The sequence below is a fragment of the Microbulbifer sp. MCCC 1A16149 genome, assembly GCF_050368945.1.
In the GTDB taxonomy this organism is placed as follows: domain Bacteria; phylum Pseudomonadota; class Gammaproteobacteria; order Pseudomonadales; family Cellvibrionaceae; genus Microbulbifer.
The window spans coordinates 1,374,594-1,390,834 of record NZ_CP185959.1 but is presented as its reverse complement, the minus strand read 5'-3'; the positions used below and the strand labels follow the sequence as shown (position 1 = coordinate 1,390,834).

Genomic DNA, 16,241 nt, shown 5'->3' with positions numbered 1-16,241 from the left:
ACCAGACTCCCAGAATAAACAGCCAGGCAAACAGAACAATCATGAACCCTAACTTGCAACAGCTGCAGCCCTACCCTTTCGCCAAGCTCGCCAAACTGAAAGCGGGCGTGGAAGCCCCCGGGGAGCTTGCGCATATTGCGCTGTCGATTGGCGAACCCAAACACACACCACCGGCGTTTGTACGGGACGAACTGATCGACAACCTCGACAAGCTGGCCGCTTATCCGGTAACCAAAGGGCTGGATCCACTGCGCGAAACTATCGCCCGCTGGCTGTGCGAGCGCTTCCAGCTGGATACCCTGAACGCAGACTCCCAGGTAATCCCGGTGAACGGTACCCGCGAGGCGCTGTTCGCTTTCGCCCAGGCCGTGGTATCCCCAGGTTCCAAGGTCCTGATGCCCAACCCCTTCTACCAGATTTACGAAGGGGCAGCTTTCCTCGCCGGCGCCGAACCCCACTTTATCAATTGCCGGGTCGAGACCGGATTCAAGCCGGACTTCGACGCGGTATCCGAATCCGTGTGGCAGCAGTGCGACCTGCTCTACCTGTGCACCCCGGGCAACCCCACCGGTGCGCTGCTGGATATCGATGACCTCAAGAAGTTGATTGCACTGGCAGACAAATACGACTTCACCATTGCTTCCGACGAGTGCTATTCCGAGCTGTACTTTGACGAAGATAATCCGCCGGTGGGCCTGCTACAGGCGTGTGCGGAACTGGGCCGCAACGATTACCGCCGCTGCGTGGTGTTCCACAGCCTGTCGAAGCGCTCCAACCTCCCCGGCCTGCGCTCCGGGTTTGTCGCCGGCGATGGGGAGATCCTGGAAAAATTCCTGCTCTATCGCACCTACCACGGCTGCGCCATGCCCGTGCCCACCCAGTACGCGTCTATTGCCGCCTGGCAGGACGAACAGCACGTAAAAGAGAACCGCGCGCTGTACCGACAGAAGTTTGATGCAGTACTGGATATTCTCGATGGCTGCCTGGATGTACAGAAACCAGAAGCCAGCTTCTACCTTTGGCCGCGAGTCGGCGACGGCGAAACCTTCGCCCGCGAGCTGTTCCGCCAGCAACATATCACCGTGCTTCCCGGCGCCTACCTCGCCCGCGAAGCCAACGGCGTCAATCCCGGTGCGGAATATGTCCGTATGGCCCTGGTCGCCACCCTGGATGAATGCATCGAAGGGGCAAAACGCATCAAGCAGTTCTGCCGATAAGCGTACGCTGTAAACGAATCGACAATGACCGCAAAGAACCTATTGAAAAAAGAGCGCGTGGAATATGTGCTCAACCGGCTGGAAGAGCTCTATCCGGAAACGCCGGTCCCGCTGGACCACTTTGACGCCTACTCCCTGCTGGTGGCGGTGCTGCTGTCGGCACAGTGCACCGATGAGCGGGTCAACCAGATCACGCCCGGCCTGTGGGCACTGGCGGACAATCCGTACGATATGGCGAAGGTCCCGGTGGAAAAAATCCGCGAGGTCATCCGCCCCTGTGGCCTTTCTCCACAAAAATCGAAAGCGATTCAGAAGCTTTCGGAAATTCTGGTCAACGAATACCACGGCCAGGTCCCGGAAAATATGGCAGCACTGGAAACCTTACCCGGTGTGGGCCACAAAACCGCAAGCGTGGTGATGGCGCAGGCCTTCGGCCATCCCGCTTTTCCGGTGGACACCCACATCCACCGCCTGGCCCAGCGCTGGGGTCTAACTTCGGGTAAAAACGTGGTGCAGACAGAAAACGACCTGAAGCGTCTGTTCCCAAAAGAAAAGTGGAACAAGTTGCACCTGCAGATCATTTTCTACGGCCGGGAGTTCTGCTCTGCCCGCGGTTGCGATGGCACTGTCTGCGAGATCTGTACCACCTGCTATCCCGCACGCAAGCACCCGAAAAAAATCAACAAAGCCTGAACACGGTTTCAGGATATTGAGCACTGATACAGGAAATTCCATGATTACGCTTTACGGCATCAAGAATTGCGACACCGTAAAAAAAGCCCGCAAGTGGCTTGAGCAAAACGATGTGGCGTACCGCTTTCACGACTTCCGCGAAGACGGCATGAGCGATGTTCCCCTCACCCAATGGCTACAGGAATTCGGCTGGGAGCAGGTATTGAATCGACGCTCCACCAGTTGGCGCGCGCTGAGCGACGCGCAAAAATCGGAAATGGACACCGGCAGCGCCGAGTCACTGGCCAGCGAAACTCCCACCCTAATCAAACGTCCGGTAATGACCAAAGGCGATAACACCCTGTTTGGCTTCAAGGCCGATAGCTACGCCAGCTTCGTCAAGTAACGCACGCGAAGCAACCGAGTTACCGCACATCAAACCATTTGAAAAAATTCAGACTCAGGAAAAGGAAACCATCATGAGCAACGTATACAGCATCGGCTTCGGCGTCGGCACCTGCAACAGCAAGGGCGAATGGCTCGAAGTCTACTTCCCGCAACCCCTGCTGAACCCGGCAGACGAAGTTGCCAGCGCGGTGACCGGCACCCTGAATATTGAGGACGGCAATGTTGCTGTCGCGCTGGAGCAGGCGCAGCTGCAGCCGCTTGCAGACCAGCTGGAAAACGCAGGCGCCAACGAGCAGGCGGAGATTCTGCGCCAGTTCGCCGGCAGCCAGCGTCCGCTGGTGGCCGTGGTCCTGCATAGCGACGATGCACCGCAGTCTGTTCCGGAGTCTTACCTGAAACTGCACCTGCTGTCACACCGTCTGGTAAAGCCCCACGGCACCAAGCTGGACGGCATTTTTGGCCAGCTGGCAAACGTTGCCTGGACCAACCAGGGCGCGATCGATCTCGAAGAGCTTCCCCAGCGCCAACTGGAAGCGCGCCTGAAAGGCGAGCTGCTGGAAGTTTCCTGCGTGGATAAATTCCCGAAAATGACCAATTACGTGGTACCGAAAGGCGTACGTATTGCACACACTGCCCGTGTGCGTCTCGGCGCATACCTGGGCGAAGGCACCACCATCATGCACGAAGGGTTTGTAAACTTTAACGCGGGCACTGAAGGCCCGGGCATGATCGAAGGCCGTATTTCTGCGGGTGTATTCGTTGGCGCTGGCTCTGACCTGGGCGGCGGTAGCTCTACCATGGGCACCCTGTCCGGTGGTGGCAACATCGTGATCGCGCTCGGCGACGGCTGCCTACTGGGTGCAAACTCCGGTACCGGTATCCCTCTGGGCGACCGCTGCACTGTGGAATCCGGCCTGTACATCACCGCGGGCACCAAGGTTGCCGTGCTGGATGACAAGGGTGAAGTTGCCGAATCCGTCAAAGCCCGCGACCTCGCGAACAAATCCGACCTGCTGTTCCGTCGCAACTCCAGCACCGGTGCGGTTGAGTGTTTGACCAACAAAAGTGCAGTTGAGCTGAATGCGGAACTGCATAGCAACTAATGTTGCGAGTAGCTACCGGGTCCACCTGATCGTATCCCGGTGGCGGCAAAGCACCTGGTGGAATATTTCGGAATCGCTGTATATACATCCCTGTACGCTCCGGCGGTGCCATCCCTGGCACCGACGGTTCCGAAATATTCCACCAGGTACTTTGCCTTCAACCATATTCATGTGCTTCGCCCGGAGTAATGGGTAACTCCATCTAGCTCCGATGAAACTCTGTACGTAGATACGAAGGCCCAGCTGGCGGGGACTCCTTGCGAGACCTTCCTCGAGAGGGACCTCGCGGAAGAGCCCCCATGGATGGGTTAACGGGGGGGCGCCTAGCTCGTGTCTCGCGAGAAGCCACCGCCAGCCAGACCGCCACATAACAGGACTAGTGCTCCCCAAAACCAGGGAGCCGGTAAAAACTCCCATGACTCCAACTGTAAAACTTACCTGCGACCTGATCAGCAAAAAATCCGTAACCCCAGAAGATGCTGGGTGTATGGAACTAATGCTCGAACGCCTGGAAAAAATCGGCTTCAAAACCGAGCACCTGCGCTTCGGTGATACCGATAATTTCTGGTCGGTACGCGGCGAAGAGGGCCCTCTGTTCGCCTTTGCCGGCCACACCGACGTCGTGCCCACAGGTCCCGAAGAAAACTGGCAGTACCCGCCATTTGAGCCACAAGTCGTCGACGGTATGCTCTACGGCCGCGGTGCCGCGGATATGAAAGGCTCCCTCGCCGCCATGGTTGTGGCTTGCGAAGAATTTGTCGCCGCCCACCCCGACCACAAAGGTCGTATCGCCCTGCTGATCACAAGCGACGAAGAAGGTCCGGCAAAACACGGCACCGTAAAAGTGGTCGAATGGCTGGAAGAACGGGGAGAAAAAATCGACTGGTGCCTGGTGGGTGAACCTTCGAGCACCACCCTCGCCGGCGACGTCATCAAGAACGGCCGCCGCGGCTCACTGGGCCTGGAGCTTACCGTATTCGGCATCCAGGGCCATGTTGCCTACCCGCACCTGGCAGAAAACCCGGTACACAAACTGGCACCGGCACTGGCCGAGCTGGCCGCCGAGGAATGGGACCAGGGCAATGATTTCTTCCCTGCCACCAGCTTTCAGGTTTCCAACATCAACGGCGGCACCGGAGCCACCAATGTGATTCCCGGCGATGTGAAAGTCGTATGTAACTGGCGCTTTTCCACCGAGACCACTGCGGAACAACTGGAGAACCGCGCCCGAGCGATTTTCGACAAGCACGGCCTGAAGTACGAAGCCAACTTCAACCTGTCCGGCCAGCCCTTCCTCACCGCCGAAGGGCCTCTGGTGGAATCCGCACAGGCCGCCATTCGCAAGATCACCGGCCGCGAAACCGAACTGTCCACTGCCGGCGGCACTTCCGATGGCCGCTTTATCGCCCCGACGGGCGCACAGGTCGTGGAACTGGGCCCCGTAAACGCCACCATCCACAAGGTGGATGAGTGCGTGAAAGCTGATGATCTCGATCTGGTAAAGGACATGTACCGGGAAATCCTCGTGGGCCTATTAGCGCGCTAAGAAAATATAGCGAGCTCTTGGAAAACAAAAAACGCGGCCATTGGCCGCGTTTTTTTACTTTCCCTTCACGGGAATCAGTGCAGTCTGCCGTGGCGGGCGACGGGCACCTCGGGCTCGGGTTCATCGAAACCATGTGCCATTACGAAGTAATACAGCACTTGCTCCTGACCATCGGCCTCCGCCATCAGGTCGAAAATCACCTCTTCCTTTTCTCCTCGCGTCATACGCACCGAGCTAACCAGGTCCGGCTCGATAAAGACCTCCCCGATCAGACGCTTGCCCCGCACCAGTTGTACCAGCAGCGTATTGGCATTTTCCTGGGTGAAACGCCAGTGGAAGTCATCATCGTCGTACAGGATGGAATCCGGTGTGCCGGTGCGTAGGATGCAGTTGCAGTGATCGGCCAGCCAGGGCCAGAAATCCTGCAGTGTCAGAGAGTCTGCGTGCGGCATAGGTGATCAGTCCTCTAGCCGGGCGACACTTTCAGCCCCGCCTTCCAGACCGAACTCTTCCGCAATTTGCTCGCACCAGTCGTTGAGGCGCGCGCAGGTCATTTCTTCCTGCTGGTCTTCGTCGATGGCCAAGCCGACAAAAATATTCTGTCCCGCGACCTCCGCCTTCGAAGCTTCAAATTCATAGCCTGCGGTCGGCCAGTGACCGATGATGGCCGCCCCGTTGGCGACAATCACGTCGTGCAGCATGCCCATGGCGTCGAGGAAGTAATCCCCGTAACCAAACTGGTCACCGAGGCCAAACAGGGCCACGGTTTTGCCGGAAAAGTCGATTTCCTGGACATCTTCCCAGAAATCTTCCCAATCGGACTGGATCTGGCCAAAGTCCCAGGTGGGAATCCCGAAAATCAACTGATCATAGTCCCCGATCTCGACCTGGGTAACATCGGCAATATCGTGGATATCCACACGCTCTTCCCCCAGCCGCGCGGCAATACGCTGGGCGATACTTTCGGTGTTACCTTCATCACTACCGTAAAACAGGCCGATCTTGCTCACTGTCTCTCCTCAAATACCAGATACTGCCCCGCCCTTCACTACCCCGACTCCACACCAGTGGCGGAATGACGAGTAGATTGCCGGGACTTCAACGGACCGGGTCGGGGCGGGCATTCTCCCAACAAAGGGCAGGTACGGCAAGGAGCAGAGCGACAACGCAACAGCTCAGGAATAGTCAGTGCATAGGCCAAAGAGCATATAAAAAAGCCCCCGGATATGGCGGGGGCGTAAGAGGATGGTCTGCCGGCGGTTGGGGTGGGAGCCGGCAGCCCGGGGTGAGTGACTGATTCAGAGGAAAGCGCGTGGCCCCATCATATGGTGACCCGCGAGCCATATTAGCCTTCGTCTTTCTTCCAGCGCTGCATGCGCTTCTCGTGACGCTCCATGCGCTCGGCCTTCATTTCCGCCAGTTTGGCCTTCTGCTCATCGGTAAGGATGGATTCGAACTGGACCTGTTTCTCATGCATGCGCTGCATCTTTTGTACTTCCAGTTTGCCCAGCTCGGCTCCCAGACTGTCCAGGGTCGCCTGGTCGGCGCCGGATTCAATAGCCTCGCGCAGCTGTTTGCGCAGTGTATGCCATTCCTCGCGTTGCGCCTTGCGCGCGTCTTTACCCGCTTCGCGATTGGCCTTCAGTTGCGCCTTCTGGCCTTCGGTCAGGTCAAGCTTCTCTGCCAGATGCTCAAACATGCGTTCTTTGTGGTGACCTCCGTGGTGTCCCTTGTGCCCGCGATGTCCCTGGTCTTCATCCGGGAACGCCAGAACCATGCCCGAGGTGGTCAGTGCGCTGCCCAGTACCAGGCTACCTGCAAGTGCTTTCCATTTATTCATAGGTTCATCCTCAAGTGATGCTGGTTGGTGATACCGGTCGGCGACAACCGTTGTCTGGTGATTCCCGAGTCGGTAGATGCATACTAGGCTCAGCCAGTGTAAACAGGGGATAACTGCGGTAAACATTTGTTAAGAACGGTAAAACACGCAATACCTTCCCGCATGGGCGGTTACCGCTGGGCATATAATCCCTTCACACATAGTTGATTGCACAATAGAGATTAAACGGGACATTCGAGATTCATGAGCCATATCCTGCTGGTCGACGACGACACCGAACTGACAGAGCTGCTGGAAGAGTTTCTTGTGGGAGAGGGGTTTGCAGTAACTGTCGCTAACGATGGAGGCCGCGGCCTGGAGCTGGCTCGCAGCCAGCCATTCGATGCGCTGGTACTGGATGTCATGTTGCCGGTACACAATGGTTTCGACGTTCTGCGCAAATTGCGCGAGGACGCCAGCAACCCGGGACATTCACTGCCGGTAGTGATGCTGACGGCCAAGGGCGACACCGTGGACCGTATTGTAGGCCTCGAAATGGGCGCCGACGACTACCTCCCCAAACCCTGCAACCCGCGGGAGCTGGCCGCCCGCCTAAGGGCCATACTGCGTCGCGGACGCTCGGAAGTAGAGACCGGTGACGACAACCTTACCAGTGGCCCCCTGCGCCTGCTGCCCCGGGAGCACCAGTGCTTCTGGGCAGACCAGGGCGTCAACCTGACCGGCGCCGAATTCTCGGTGCTCAAGGTGCTCGTGGAAAATGCCGGCGAAGTGGTCAGTAAGGAAGTCCTCACGGAGAAAGCCCTCGGCCGCAAACTGATGCCCTACGACCGCTCCATTGATGTCCATGTAAGCAATATCCGCAAGAAACTTGCAGAACAGGGGGCGAGCCGCGAGCTGATCATCAATATCCGCGGCGCCGGGTATATGCTCACCGGCAGCCAGGGGTAATCGCCATGAGCAGTCTTTTCGGCCGGATGTTTTTCGGCGCCTGGCTCACGGCGGTGATCATGGTACTGGCCGCGGTATACATCACCCATATCCGCGAGTTTGGCGACCCGGCCCAGAAAGATCGCTGGGAAGGCCCCGAGCTATTCCGCGAAATCACCCACAACCTGCGCATGACCCGCCGGCACGGTATCGAGCACTTCCGCCACTGGCTGGAACGCCAGCCCGCCGATGTGCAGAAACGGATCTTTGCCATCGACCGCGATGGCAATGAGATACTCGCGCGTACCGTCCCCCAGTCCATGGCACCGCTGCTTGCCGCACTCAGCTACCGCAATCGCGAGGCCCGGGGGCTGGTCGACAAAAAGCCCAGCGTGGCATTCTTCGTCCCGCGGCGCGGCGGTGAAAGCCTGAGCGTGGTATTTGTTGCGGGTAAAAGTAAGGAAGAGCTGTTGTTGCGCTTTGTATTGCGCAGCTTCTGGCCGATTCTGGTGCTCGCCACACTCGCTTCCGGCCTCGCCTGTTACTGGCTGGCGCGCTACCTGAGCAAACCGCTGGACAACCTGCGCACCGCCACCCGGCGGGTTGCCGCAGGCGACCTCAGCTATCGGGTAACCCCCACCCTGCGCGGGCACAGCCGCGAGCTGGGGGAACTGGCGGCGGATTTTGACTCCATGACCGCACAGGTCCAGGAATCCATGGCCGAACAGCGACGCCTGATCAAGGATGTCTCCCACGAACTGCGCTCCCCCCTGGCCCGCCTGCAGGTGGCTCTGGGCATTGCCCGCCAGAAAAATGTGCAGGCGCTGGACCCGGAGCTGGATAAAATCGGCAAGGCCGCCGACTACCTCGAAGATATCATTGCGGACATCTTGTCCCTGCCGGTAAGCGGCAACGATGAGCGACCTCTGGATGATGTGGTGGAAATCAACAGCCTGCTGGCGGCACTGCGCGACGACCTGAAAGACGAGGCAGCAAGCAAGCAGGTGCGCTTCGATATCCGCAGCGACGATCGCGAGTTGCTGGTAGCCACACGCGGAAGCTCGCTCACCGCCGCACTGGAAAACATCCTGCGCAACGCGATCAAGTACAGCCCCGCTGGCAGCCAGGTGGCAGTGGATATCGGGCACAGCGGCGACCAGTGCCAGATACAGGTAACCGACTCAGGCAACGGCGTGCCGGAATCAGAACTGCAGGCCATCTTCCGCCCCTTCTATCGCACCGATGAGGCCCGCAGCCGGGAGAGCGGTGGCTTTGGACTCGGGCTCGCCATCGCGCAGCGCACGGTGGCACAGCACAATGGCAGTATCGAAGCCTTCAATGTAGCGGGTGCGGGCCTTGCCATTCGCATCAAGTTGCCCTGTGTTGATGCGAATTTTTAATTGATCAGCTAATCGAGAGCGGCAGCGAAAAACGCGCAACAAAATTCTCCATGTCGGGGTAACTGGCGAACCTCTGCGCCAGCCAGTACACTTTCAAGCCAACAGCTGTACCAAAAGTAACCCCGCCTCCGCGGGGGTGCGACAACGACAACCACCTGCTAACGCCGTCTCCAGACAGGCTTGCGGGAAATCGATCGGGGGATAGCGCATGCGCTGGATACTCTACATTCTGATTTTTCTGGCCCTGCTGGTGCTCGCAGGCTTCCTGTTCCCGCGCGTGGCGACGACCGAGCGCAGTGTGTATATCGCCGAGCCACCGGCAGTGGTCTTTCCCTACTTGAACAACTTTCGCAACTTCAACAAGTGGTCGCCCTGGTATCAGATAGACCCGGAGACCGAGTACACCTACGAGGGCTTTCCGGAAGGCAACGGTGCGGTCATGAAGTGGACCAGTGAAAACCCCAACGTGGGCACTGGCTCACAGACCATTACCGCCAGCGAGCCCTACTCGCGGATCGCCACCGCTCTGGATTTCGGGCCACAGGGCAAAGCCAAGGCCGAATTCAGACTGCAGCCGCAGGGGAGCGGCACCAATGTGACCTGGACGTTTGCTTCGGAGATGGGCGGCAGCCCCATCGCCCGCTGGATGGGGTTACTGGTTTCGAGAATGGTTGGAAAATCCTACGAAGACGGCCTGCAGAAACTCAAAACCCTGGTGGAATCCGAAAGTGCCGGACAGGGAACGAGCGACGCCCCATCAGCAGCGCCCACGCCCACAGAGCCAGGTACACTGGAGCCCGAGAATGTCGACCCCGGTATGGAAAACCAGATTATTGAGGGTGACGAAATTGAAGAGCCAGATACCGATGGCGATGCGCTGGAGGAATTTGAGGAAGAGCAACCATAAGCTGCAATAGACAACCACTCGCGCACAAAAAAGGCAGCCACTGGCTGCCTTTTTCGTTTCTGCTTTAGGTCAACGAGACCCGCCGCGCCCTACCCGCGACGAGAGGGTTTGGCGCCGCCTTTTCTCGGTGCCGAGCGACCGCGGGTATCTTCTTTCGCGCCTTTTGCGCGGGAATCCCTGCCTTTGGCGTCCTTGGGCGCCGCACTCTTGACCGGAGTGCGCCCGCCCGGAGATGCCGTGGACTTGCGCAGCTTGCGGCGCTGACGCTGCAGGGTTTCTTTTTCAGCCTGCGTCAGTGGTCGCTGGCCCAGCTTCGGCAGCCCGGCAGTAATGCACAGGTCGTCGATTTCTTTGGGTTCCATCTCGATCCACTGGCCAACCCGCACGTGGGACGGGATAAACACACTGCCGTAACGCACACGCTTGAGTCGGCTGACCCGCACGCCCTGTGATTCCCACAGGCGACGCACCTCGCGGTTGCGCCCTTCCATCACCACACAGTAGAACCAGCGGTTGGTACCTTCGCCGCCACTCTCTACGATATCGGTAAAACGCGCCTGTCCATCATCCAGCAATACACCGCTGGTAAGGCGCTTTTTCATATCGTCGTCTACCTGGCCCTGGATACGTACCAGGTACTCACGGTCGATGACCGATGATGGATGCATCAACTTATTCGCCAGTTCACCGCTGTTGGTAAACAACAGCAGACCGCTGGTGTTGAAGTCCAGACGCCCCACGGAAATCCAGCGGCCGCTTTTCAGGCGCGGCAACCGGTCGTAAACAGTGGGACGACCTTCCGGGTCGTGGCGTGAGCAGATTTCCCCGATGGGTTTGTTGTACAGGATCACCCGCAGGCGGTTGTCTTCACCGCCAGACAGGCGTTTACCGTCAAATTCGATCTGGTCTTCTTCGGTTACCCGCTCACCCAGGCCGGCCACTTCACCGTTCACCGTGACACGGCCAGCCTCAATGGCGCGTTCCATTTCCCGGCGCGAACCCATGCCCGCACGGGCCAATACTTTTTGCAGTTTTTCGCCCGCTGGCGCCGCGTCATTACTCATGAATTGAGGTTTTCCGGGGATTTGTGTTCGTCTTCATTGGTTGTTTCCTCCTGGGGCTCTTCCCGAGCTGCCGGTGATTCTTCTGGGCCGTCGGCAGAATCCGACGACTCCTCGTCCGAAGCGGACTGAATGTCTTCCGCTTCTTCCGCTTCTTCCGCTTCTTCCGCTTCTTCCGCTTCTTCCGCTTCTTCCGCTTCTTCCGCTTCTTCCGCTTCTACAGCGTAGTCTTCGGTCGCGGTTTGTTCGGTACTTTCGGCTTCGGCTTCGGCTTCGGCTTCGGCTTCGGCTTCGGCTTCGGCTTCGGCTTCGGCTTCGGCTTCGGCTTCGGCTTCGGCTTCGGCTTCGGCAGTAGTGTTGTCAGCAACGTCTTCGTCTGCATCAACTGCAGACACCGCTGGCGCGTCATTATCCGCGCCGCTTTCCGCATCGGCGCCGGCCTCATTATCTGCCTGTGACGGCGCACCGCCCTCACCTAGATCCAGCGCTGCGTTGAGGCTTTCGATATCCCGGATCTCGGCCAGGGTTGGCAGATCATCCAGGCTCTTTAGATTGAAATAGTCGAGGAACTCACGAGTGGTTGCGTAAAGCGCCGGTTTTCCCGGCACATCGCGATGCCCCACCACCTTGATCCAGCCGCGCTCGGACAGGCTTTTCACAATATGCGAGCTCACTGCAACCCCGCGAATCTCCTCGATATCACCGCGGGTGATCGGCTGGCGATAGGCAATAATGGCGAGGGTCTCGAGGGTGGCACGGGAGTATTTCTGCGGTTTCTCTTCCCACAACTTGTTCACCCAGGGCGCCAGATCTTCGGGCACCTGGAAGCGCCAGCCACTGGCGACCTGTTTCAGTTCAAAACCGCGCTCGCTACAGCTTTCCGCGATCTGTTCGAGGGCCTCGCGCAGAGCCGCTTTCTCGGGGCGTTCACCCTCATCGATCAGGGACAGCAGACGATCTTCCGACAGCGGCTGTGCCGCTGCCAGCAGAGCGCCTTCCACGATCCGGCGCAATAATTCCGGGGCAATACTCATTGAATGGCGTTCACTTGCTATCAGCTGAACAGCGACGGAGTTGTCGCCTCAGCATCGGGTTCTTGTTCGCTGTCGGGCTCGACGTCGCTCGCTTCCGCGATCGGTTCGCCCTGCACAGCCGGCGCATCGGCCGATTCAAAGCCTTCCTCGGCAATCTCTTCAGAAACCTGTTCTTCAGAAACACTTACCTCAGAAAAACTTACCTCAGAAAAACTTACCTCAGGAACATAGTCTTCGGAGTCCAACGCATCCGCTACGTCGCCGTCAGCGATTTCGCTCTCATCCTCGCCCTGCCCCTCATCAGAGGACTCTTCCACCTCGCCGCGGGCGCGCACGTGAATGGGACCGAAAGATTCGTTCTGCACCAGTTCCAGCAGTGACTCTTTGACCAGTTCCATCACCGCGAGGAAGGTGACAACCACTCCCAGGCGGCCCTCTTCGGCGCGGAACAGGCTGACAAAAGGCACAAACTGGCGGTGGCGGATTTTATCCAGCACCTGGGTCATGCGTTCACGGGTAGAGAGTTTTTCCTTCTCCACCTGGTGACTCTCGAACATGTCGGCGCGGCGCAGCACATCCGCCAGAGCAACCAGCACCTCTTTCAGGTCGACTTCCGGTTCCGGGCGCGTGAGCTTGCGATCCGGACCGGTTGCGCTGGCCTGGTGGATCTCGCGTCCCACACGGGGCAGCTCGTCCATGTCTTCCGCCGCAGTCTTGAAGCGCTCGTATTCCTGCAGGCGGCGAATCAACGCGGCGCGTGGATCTTCACCCTCTTCTTCCTCTGCTTCCGGCGGACGCGGCAGCAGCATGCGCGACTTGATCTCCGCCAGCATGGCAGCCATCACCAGGTATTCCGCCGCCAGCTCGAAGCGTATCGCGCTCATCATCTCTACATAGGCCATGTACTGGCGGGTGATGTCGGCGACATTGATCTCGAGAATATCGAGGTTCTGACGGCGGATCAGGTAGAGAAGCAGGTCCAGAGGGCCTTCGAAGGCCTCAAGAATGACTTCCAGTGCGTCCGGCGGGATATACAGGTCGCTGGGCAGGTCGGTAAATGCCTTGCCCTCAACCATGGCAAAAGGCATTTCCCCCTGACGGGGGCCGCTGCTGCCGGCCTGCTCACCGACGCCGGCAATCTCTGCAGTAGCGTCAGTCTCGGCATTCAAGGCTGCGTCCACTTCCGCCGCAGCAGCTTCGACCGCGTCCACGGGTGGCGCAGCGATCTCGGCGTCGGGATCGGCTACAGGGTGCTCCGCCCCGCCGGCTTCACCGGGGGCGACCGCGATCGCTTCTTCTATATCGTCACTGGACACACTGCAGTCCTTCGGCACAACCAAACGGGCGATTATACATCAGTGTCAGCCGAGAATTTCATCAATCGCACCACAGCCCTGGCGTACCAGAACCGCTTCATCTCCGGTCAGGTCTACCACGGTAGTGGCCTCGAGGCCGCAGAAACCGCCATCGATCACCAGCTCAACCTGATGCTCGAGGGTATCGCGAATGTCATAGGGGTCGGTGAGGGGCTGCTCCTCGCCGGGCATGATCAGACTGCAGCTCATCAGCGGCTCGCCCAGGGTGGAAATCAGGCTCTGCACGATGGCGTTATCCGGTACCCGCAGGCCAATGGTCTTGCGCTTGGGGTGCAATAGTCGGCGCGGCACCTCGGAAGTGGCCGGCATAATAAAGGTATACGGACCCGGTGTATGGTTCTTCAACAGGCGGAACATCTGATTATCCACCTTGGCGTAGCTGGCGAGCTCGGAGAGGTCCCGGCACATCAGGGTGAAATTGTGGTCCTTGTCCAGCTGGCGCAAGGCGCGGATCCGCTCAACAGCCAGCTTGTCGCCCAGCCGGCAGCCGATGGCGTAAGCGGAATCCGTAGGAAACACGATTACACCTCCGGAGGAGACAATATCCGCCGCCTGAGTGACCAGACGAGCCTGAGGATTTTCCGGATGTATCTGGAAGAACTGCGCCACTTTTACCCCCTGAAGACGTTTTATAAAAGACACAAGGCTACTGAATCTGATTGGCGCCAGTTTGCCACAGATTCCAGACCGGCTCGACGCCCGCTGGCAGGCGCACACAGCCCAGCGCCCGCCACGGCTGGTCGGGCTGATGGAAATCGCTGCCGAGAGAGGCAAGCAATGGTCCGCGTGGCTCCCCTGCGGGCACTGTCACCTGATCCAGCAAGCTGAGAATTTCGCGGGTCTGTACCGGGTTCTGCTGTCCGCACACCACTTCCACCGCATCTCCCGCGGCAGCGCAAAAGTCCGCCAGCAGGGCCCGCAGTTTGGTGCGAGTCAGTCCGTATTTGAGCGGGTGCGCCAGCACGGCGGCACCGCCGGCGCTGCGGATCGCAGAAATGGTTTCCGCCATATCCGGCCAGGGCACGGCGACATCACCGATCTTGCCTGCGCCCAGATAGCGCTTGAATGCTTTCCCGCTGTCACTGACATGTCCTGCCTCGACCATCCAGCGGGCAAAGTGCGGTCGCCCGATCACCCCCTCCCCTGCAAATGTCCGGGCACCGGCGAGCGCGCCCGCAAAACCGCGTTTTTCCAGTCGCTCGGCAATCTGCTGCGCCCGATCCCGGCGCAACTGGTCACGCAGCCGGATCGCCTGGACAAGTGCCGTGGCCCGTCGGTCTACATTCAGCCCGACGATGTGCACTACCCGCCGCCCCCAGAGGGCAGTCAGCTCAATGCCTGGCAACAGGGTCAGTCCCTGCGCACGCGCCTCCGCTTCCGCCTCATCAATTCCCGCAACGGTGTCGTGGTCTGTGAGCGCCAACAGTGTCACACCTGCAGATTTGGCCCTCGACACCAGCGCCGTAGGGCTTAAAATACCGTCAGACGCGGTACTGTGGCAGTGCAGGTCAATTTGACCAGATAGCGCTTGCTCAGTCAGCAAAGGACGACCAAGGGAATGTTCAGGGTCCATACTCTGTGTTCATTTTGGTTACCGCTGGTTTTTAAAACCGTGTTCTGGATAGTGCGCAATTTATAGAACAACCTTGTTGACTCCTCCGGGTATTCGAAATGTTCCCGGCCGCAATTTCAAGCGGGCCAGCATGGAAAGGAACTTTCCCGCCGGATTGCCGTCATATACCAGTGCAGCTTGAGCAAGCTGCCCCAGTACTTTGGCATTCGGCATCCCATGGCATGGCAAGATGACATGGCTCGACGCACCAGACCGGCTCACCGGTTTCAGGGATAAGGCCCCGCGAACGGGGATCCACTATCGCCACTGACAGCTGTACAGTCAGCCAGCGGGCATTATCACCGGAACAGACCATGACCGATAGTAATCACAGCAATCCAGCCTCTCAGGCAGGCACCGCCGCAGACCCGGCACAGGCCTCATTGCCGGCCGATACTGCCCAGCAAGCACCACAGAAAGAGAGCCTGCTGGCCAATCTGCTACTCAATATTGTCATCCCCACCGTGATCCTCACCAAGCTGTCCGGCGACAGCTGGCTGGGTACCAAGTGGGCAATTGTTGTCGCCCTGGCGTTCCCCCTCGGTTACGGCCTGCGCGACCTGTTGCGTTCCGGCAAGGTCAACTTCTTTTCTGCTCTCGGCATCACCAGTATCCTGCTGACCGGCAGCATGAGCCTGCTGGAGCTGGATGCGAAATATATCGCAATCAAGGAAGCAGCCATTCCCGGCCTGCTCGGCATCGCTACCATCGCCAGTCTCTATACTCGCTGGCCGCTGGTGCGCACACTGATCTACAACGATCGCATTCTCGACACCCACAAGATTGCCCGCACCTTGTCCTCCAACGGTAACGCGTCTGCTTTCGATCGCACGCTGCAACAAGCATCGTGGATGATTGCCGGCTCGTTTTTCCTGTCCTCCACATTGAATTACATCCTCGCCGAGGTACTCCTGAAGAGCCCTCCGGGCACCGAGGCGTTCAATGAGGAGCTGGGCAAGATGACCGCGCTTAGCTTTCCGGTAATAGCCCTTCCGGCAACCATTATCCTGATGCTGGTACTGGTATTCCTGTTTCGCCGCATCGGCAAACTGACCGGGCTCAAGCTGGAAGAAATTCTGGTGCAGCAGTGACCGCTGCGACACCATTAAAGGACAACAACATCGGGTAATGTCGAGCA

Annotated in this window: 16 protein-coding genes and 1 pseudogene; 9 read left to right on the top strand and 8 right to left on the bottom strand. The window is 58.8% G+C overall.

Annotation, left to right across the window (positions count from 1 at the left end; all coding sequences use genetic code 11):
* The first annotated feature begins 41 nt into the window (after positions 1 to 41).
* From dapC to dapE, 5 genes are all read left to right on the top strand, one after another.
* Positions 42 to 1,217 carry a succinyldiaminopimelate transaminase gene (gene dapC / locus ACONT6_RS05830; protein WP_428820830.1) on the top strand — a complete coding sequence of 392 codons (1,176 nt, stop codon included), beginning with the start codon at positions 42 to 44 and terminating at the stop codon, positions 1,215 to 1,217.
* Between the two features lie 24 nt (positions 1,218 to 1,241).
* Positions 1,242 to 1,910, top strand: coding sequence for an endonuclease III (gene nth / locus ACONT6_RS05825; protein WP_428820829.1), 669 nt, complete (start codon positions 1,242 to 1,244; stop codon positions 1,908 to 1,910).
* A 40-nt stretch (positions 1,911 to 1,950) separates the two neighbouring features.
* Positions 1,951 to 2,295 carry an ArsC family reductase gene (locus ACONT6_RS05820; protein ID WP_428820828.1) on the top strand — a complete coding sequence of 115 codons (345 nt, stop codon included), beginning with the start codon at positions 1,951 to 1,953 and terminating at the stop codon, positions 2,293 to 2,295.
* Between the two features lie 73 nt (positions 2,296 to 2,368).
* Complete coding sequence (dapD, locus tag ACONT6_RS05815) at positions 2,369 to 3,400, top strand: 2,3,4,5-tetrahydropyridine-2,6-dicarboxylate N-succinyltransferase (RefSeq protein WP_428820827.1); 1,032 nt, start codon at positions 2,369 to 2,371, stop codon at positions 3,398 to 3,400.
* Between the two features lie 415 nt (positions 3,401 to 3,815).
* Positions 3,816 to 4,946 carry a succinyl-diaminopimelate desuccinylase gene (gene dapE, locus ACONT6_RS05810; RefSeq protein WP_428820826.1) on the top strand — a complete coding sequence of 377 codons (1,131 nt, stop codon included), beginning with the start codon at positions 3,816 to 3,818 and terminating at the stop codon, positions 4,944 to 4,946.
* A gap of 74 nt (positions 4,947 to 5,020) precedes the next feature.
* Here dapE and ACONT6_RS05805 read toward each other — a convergent pair whose 3' ends face one another.
* The 3 genes from ACONT6_RS05805 to ACONT6_RS05795 all read right to left on the bottom strand — a co-directional run bounded on the left by ACONT6_RS05805 (position 5,021) and on the right by ACONT6_RS05795 (position 6,786).
* Entirely contained in the window at positions 5,021 to 5,398 is a 378-nt protein-coding gene (locus tag ACONT6_RS05805; RefSeq protein ID WP_428820825.1) for a hypothetical protein, read from the bottom strand.
* A 6-nt stretch (positions 5,399 to 5,404) separates the two neighbouring features.
* Positions 5,405 to 5,956: a flavodoxin gene (locus tag ACONT6_RS05800; protein WP_428820824.1), complete on the bottom strand. Its 552-nt coding sequence runs from the start codon at positions 5,954 to 5,956 to the stop codon at positions 5,405 to 5,407.
* Positions 5,957 to 6,291: 335 nt separating this feature from the next.
* The gene (locus tag ACONT6_RS05795) at positions 6,292 to 6,786 is read right to left on the bottom strand and encodes a Spy/CpxP family protein refolding chaperone (RefSeq protein ID WP_428820823.1); all 495 of its coding nucleotides are present in this window, start codon (positions 6,784 to 6,786) and stop codon (positions 6,292 to 6,294) included.
* 243 nt (positions 6,787 to 7,029) lie between these two features.
* Between ACONT6_RS05795 and ACONT6_RS05790 the strand changes: the two genes are divergently transcribed.
* The 3 genes from ACONT6_RS05790 to ACONT6_RS05780 all read left to right on the top strand — a co-directional run bounded on the left by ACONT6_RS05790 (position 7,030) and on the right by ACONT6_RS05780 (position 10,020).
* Complete coding sequence (locus tag ACONT6_RS05790) at positions 7,030 to 7,734, top strand: response regulator (RefSeq protein WP_428820822.1); 705 nt, start codon at positions 7,030 to 7,032, stop codon at positions 7,732 to 7,734.
* 5 nt (positions 7,735 to 7,739) lie between these two features.
* Positions 7,740 to 9,113: an ATP-binding protein gene (locus ACONT6_RS05785; protein ID WP_428820821.1), complete on the top strand. Its 1,374-nt coding sequence runs from the start codon at positions 7,740 to 7,742 to the stop codon at positions 9,111 to 9,113.
* A 208-nt stretch (positions 9,114 to 9,321) separates the two neighbouring features.
* A complete protein-coding gene (locus ACONT6_RS05780) occupies positions 9,322 to 10,020 on the top strand; it encodes an SRPBCC family protein (RefSeq protein WP_428820820.1) in 699 nt (232 codons plus the stop codon).
* An 89-nt stretch (positions 10,021 to 10,109) separates the two neighbouring features.
* Here ACONT6_RS05780 and rluB read toward each other — a convergent pair whose 3' ends face one another.
* The 5 genes and pseudogenes from rluB to ACONT6_RS05755 form a co-directional block, all read right to left on the bottom strand.
* Positions 10,110 to 11,084, bottom strand: coding sequence for a 23S rRNA pseudouridine(2605) synthase RluB (rluB, locus tag ACONT6_RS05775; RefSeq protein ID WP_428820819.1), 975 nt, complete (start codon positions 11,082 to 11,084; stop codon positions 10,110 to 10,112).
* On the bottom strand, positions 11,081 to 12,115 hold the full coding sequence (scpB, locus tag ACONT6_RS05770) for an SMC-Scp complex subunit ScpB (RefSeq protein WP_428820818.1): 1,035 nt from the start codon (positions 12,113 to 12,115) through the stop codon (positions 11,081 to 11,083). The genes rluB and scpB overlap by 4 nt, the downstream gene beginning before the upstream one ends.
* 317 nt (positions 12,116 to 12,432) lie before the next feature.
* A pseudogene (locus ACONT6_RS05765) lies at positions 12,433 to 13,254 on the bottom strand (segregation and condensation protein A); the annotation flags it as partial.
* Positions 13,255 to 13,476: 222 nt separating this feature from the next.
* A complete protein-coding gene (locus ACONT6_RS05760) occupies positions 13,477 to 14,100 on the bottom strand; it encodes an L-threonylcarbamoyladenylate synthase (RefSeq protein WP_428821478.1) in 624 nt (207 codons plus the stop codon).
* A gap of 37 nt (positions 14,101 to 14,137) precedes the next feature.
* Complete coding sequence (locus ACONT6_RS05755; RefSeq protein WP_428820817.1) at positions 14,138 to 15,064, bottom strand: PHP domain-containing protein; 927 nt, start codon at positions 15,062 to 15,064, stop codon at positions 14,138 to 14,140.
* Between the two features lie 353 nt (positions 15,065 to 15,417).
* Here ACONT6_RS05755 and ACONT6_RS05750 point away from each other — a divergent pair, with 353 nt between their 5' ends.
* A complete protein-coding gene (locus tag ACONT6_RS05750; protein WP_428820816.1) occupies positions 15,418 to 16,194 on the top strand; it encodes a VC0807 family protein in 777 nt (258 codons plus the stop codon).
* Positions 16,195 to 16,241 lie beyond the last annotated feature (47 nt).

What these genes read in the sequence shown, in the direction of transcription:
- ACONT6_RS05820 (WP_428820828.1), top strand. Translation starts at nt 1,951, where the DNA reads ATGATTACGCTTTACGGCATCAAGAATTGCGACACCGTAAAAAAAGCC.
- ACONT6_RS05750 (WP_428820816.1), top strand. Translation starts at nt 15,418, where the DNA reads ATGACCGATAGTAATCACAGCAATCCAGCCTCTCAGGCAGGCACCGCC.
- nth (WP_428820829.1), top strand. Translation starts at nt 1,242, where the DNA reads ATGACCGCAAAGAACCTATTGAAAAAAGAGCGCGTGGAATATGTGCTC.
- ACONT6_RS05755 (WP_428820817.1), bottom strand. Translation starts at nt 15,064, where the DNA reads ATGGACCCTGAACATTCCCTTGGTCGTCCTTTGCTGACTGAGCAAGCG.
- ACONT6_RS05785 (WP_428820821.1), top strand. Translation starts at nt 7,740, where the DNA reads ATGAGCAGTCTTTTCGGCCGGATGTTTTTCGGCGCCTGGCTCACGGCG.
- ACONT6_RS05805 (WP_428820825.1), bottom strand. Translation starts at nt 5,398, where the DNA reads ATGCCGCACGCAGACTCTCTGACACTGCAGGATTTCTGGCCCTGGCTG.
- ACONT6_RS05795 (WP_428820823.1), bottom strand. Translation starts at nt 6,786, where the DNA reads ATGAATAAATGGAAAGCACTTGCAGGTAGCCTGGTACTGGGCAGCGCA.
- rluB (WP_428820819.1), bottom strand. Translation starts at nt 11,084, where the DNA reads ATGAGTAATGACGCGGCGCCAGCGGGCGAAAAACTGCAAAAAGTATTG.
- dapC (WP_428820830.1), top strand. Translation starts at nt 42, where the DNA reads ATGAACCCTAACTTGCAACAGCTGCAGCCCTACCCTTTCGCCAAGCTC.
- dapE (WP_428820826.1), top strand. Translation starts at nt 3,816, where the DNA reads ATGACTCCAACTGTAAAACTTACCTGCGACCTGATCAGCAAAAAATCC.
- scpB (WP_428820818.1), bottom strand. Translation starts at nt 12,115, where the DNA reads ATGAGTATTGCCCCGGAATTATTGCGCCGGATCGTGGAAGGCGCTCTG.
- ACONT6_RS05790 (WP_428820822.1), top strand. Translation starts at nt 7,030, where the DNA reads ATGAGCCATATCCTGCTGGTCGACGACGACACCGAACTGACAGAGCTG.
- dapD (WP_428820827.1), top strand. Translation starts at nt 2,369, where the DNA reads ATGAGCAACGTATACAGCATCGGCTTCGGCGTCGGCACCTGCAACAGC.
- ACONT6_RS05780 (WP_428820820.1), top strand. Translation starts at nt 9,322, where the DNA reads ATGCGCTGGATACTCTACATTCTGATTTTTCTGGCCCTGCTGGTGCTC.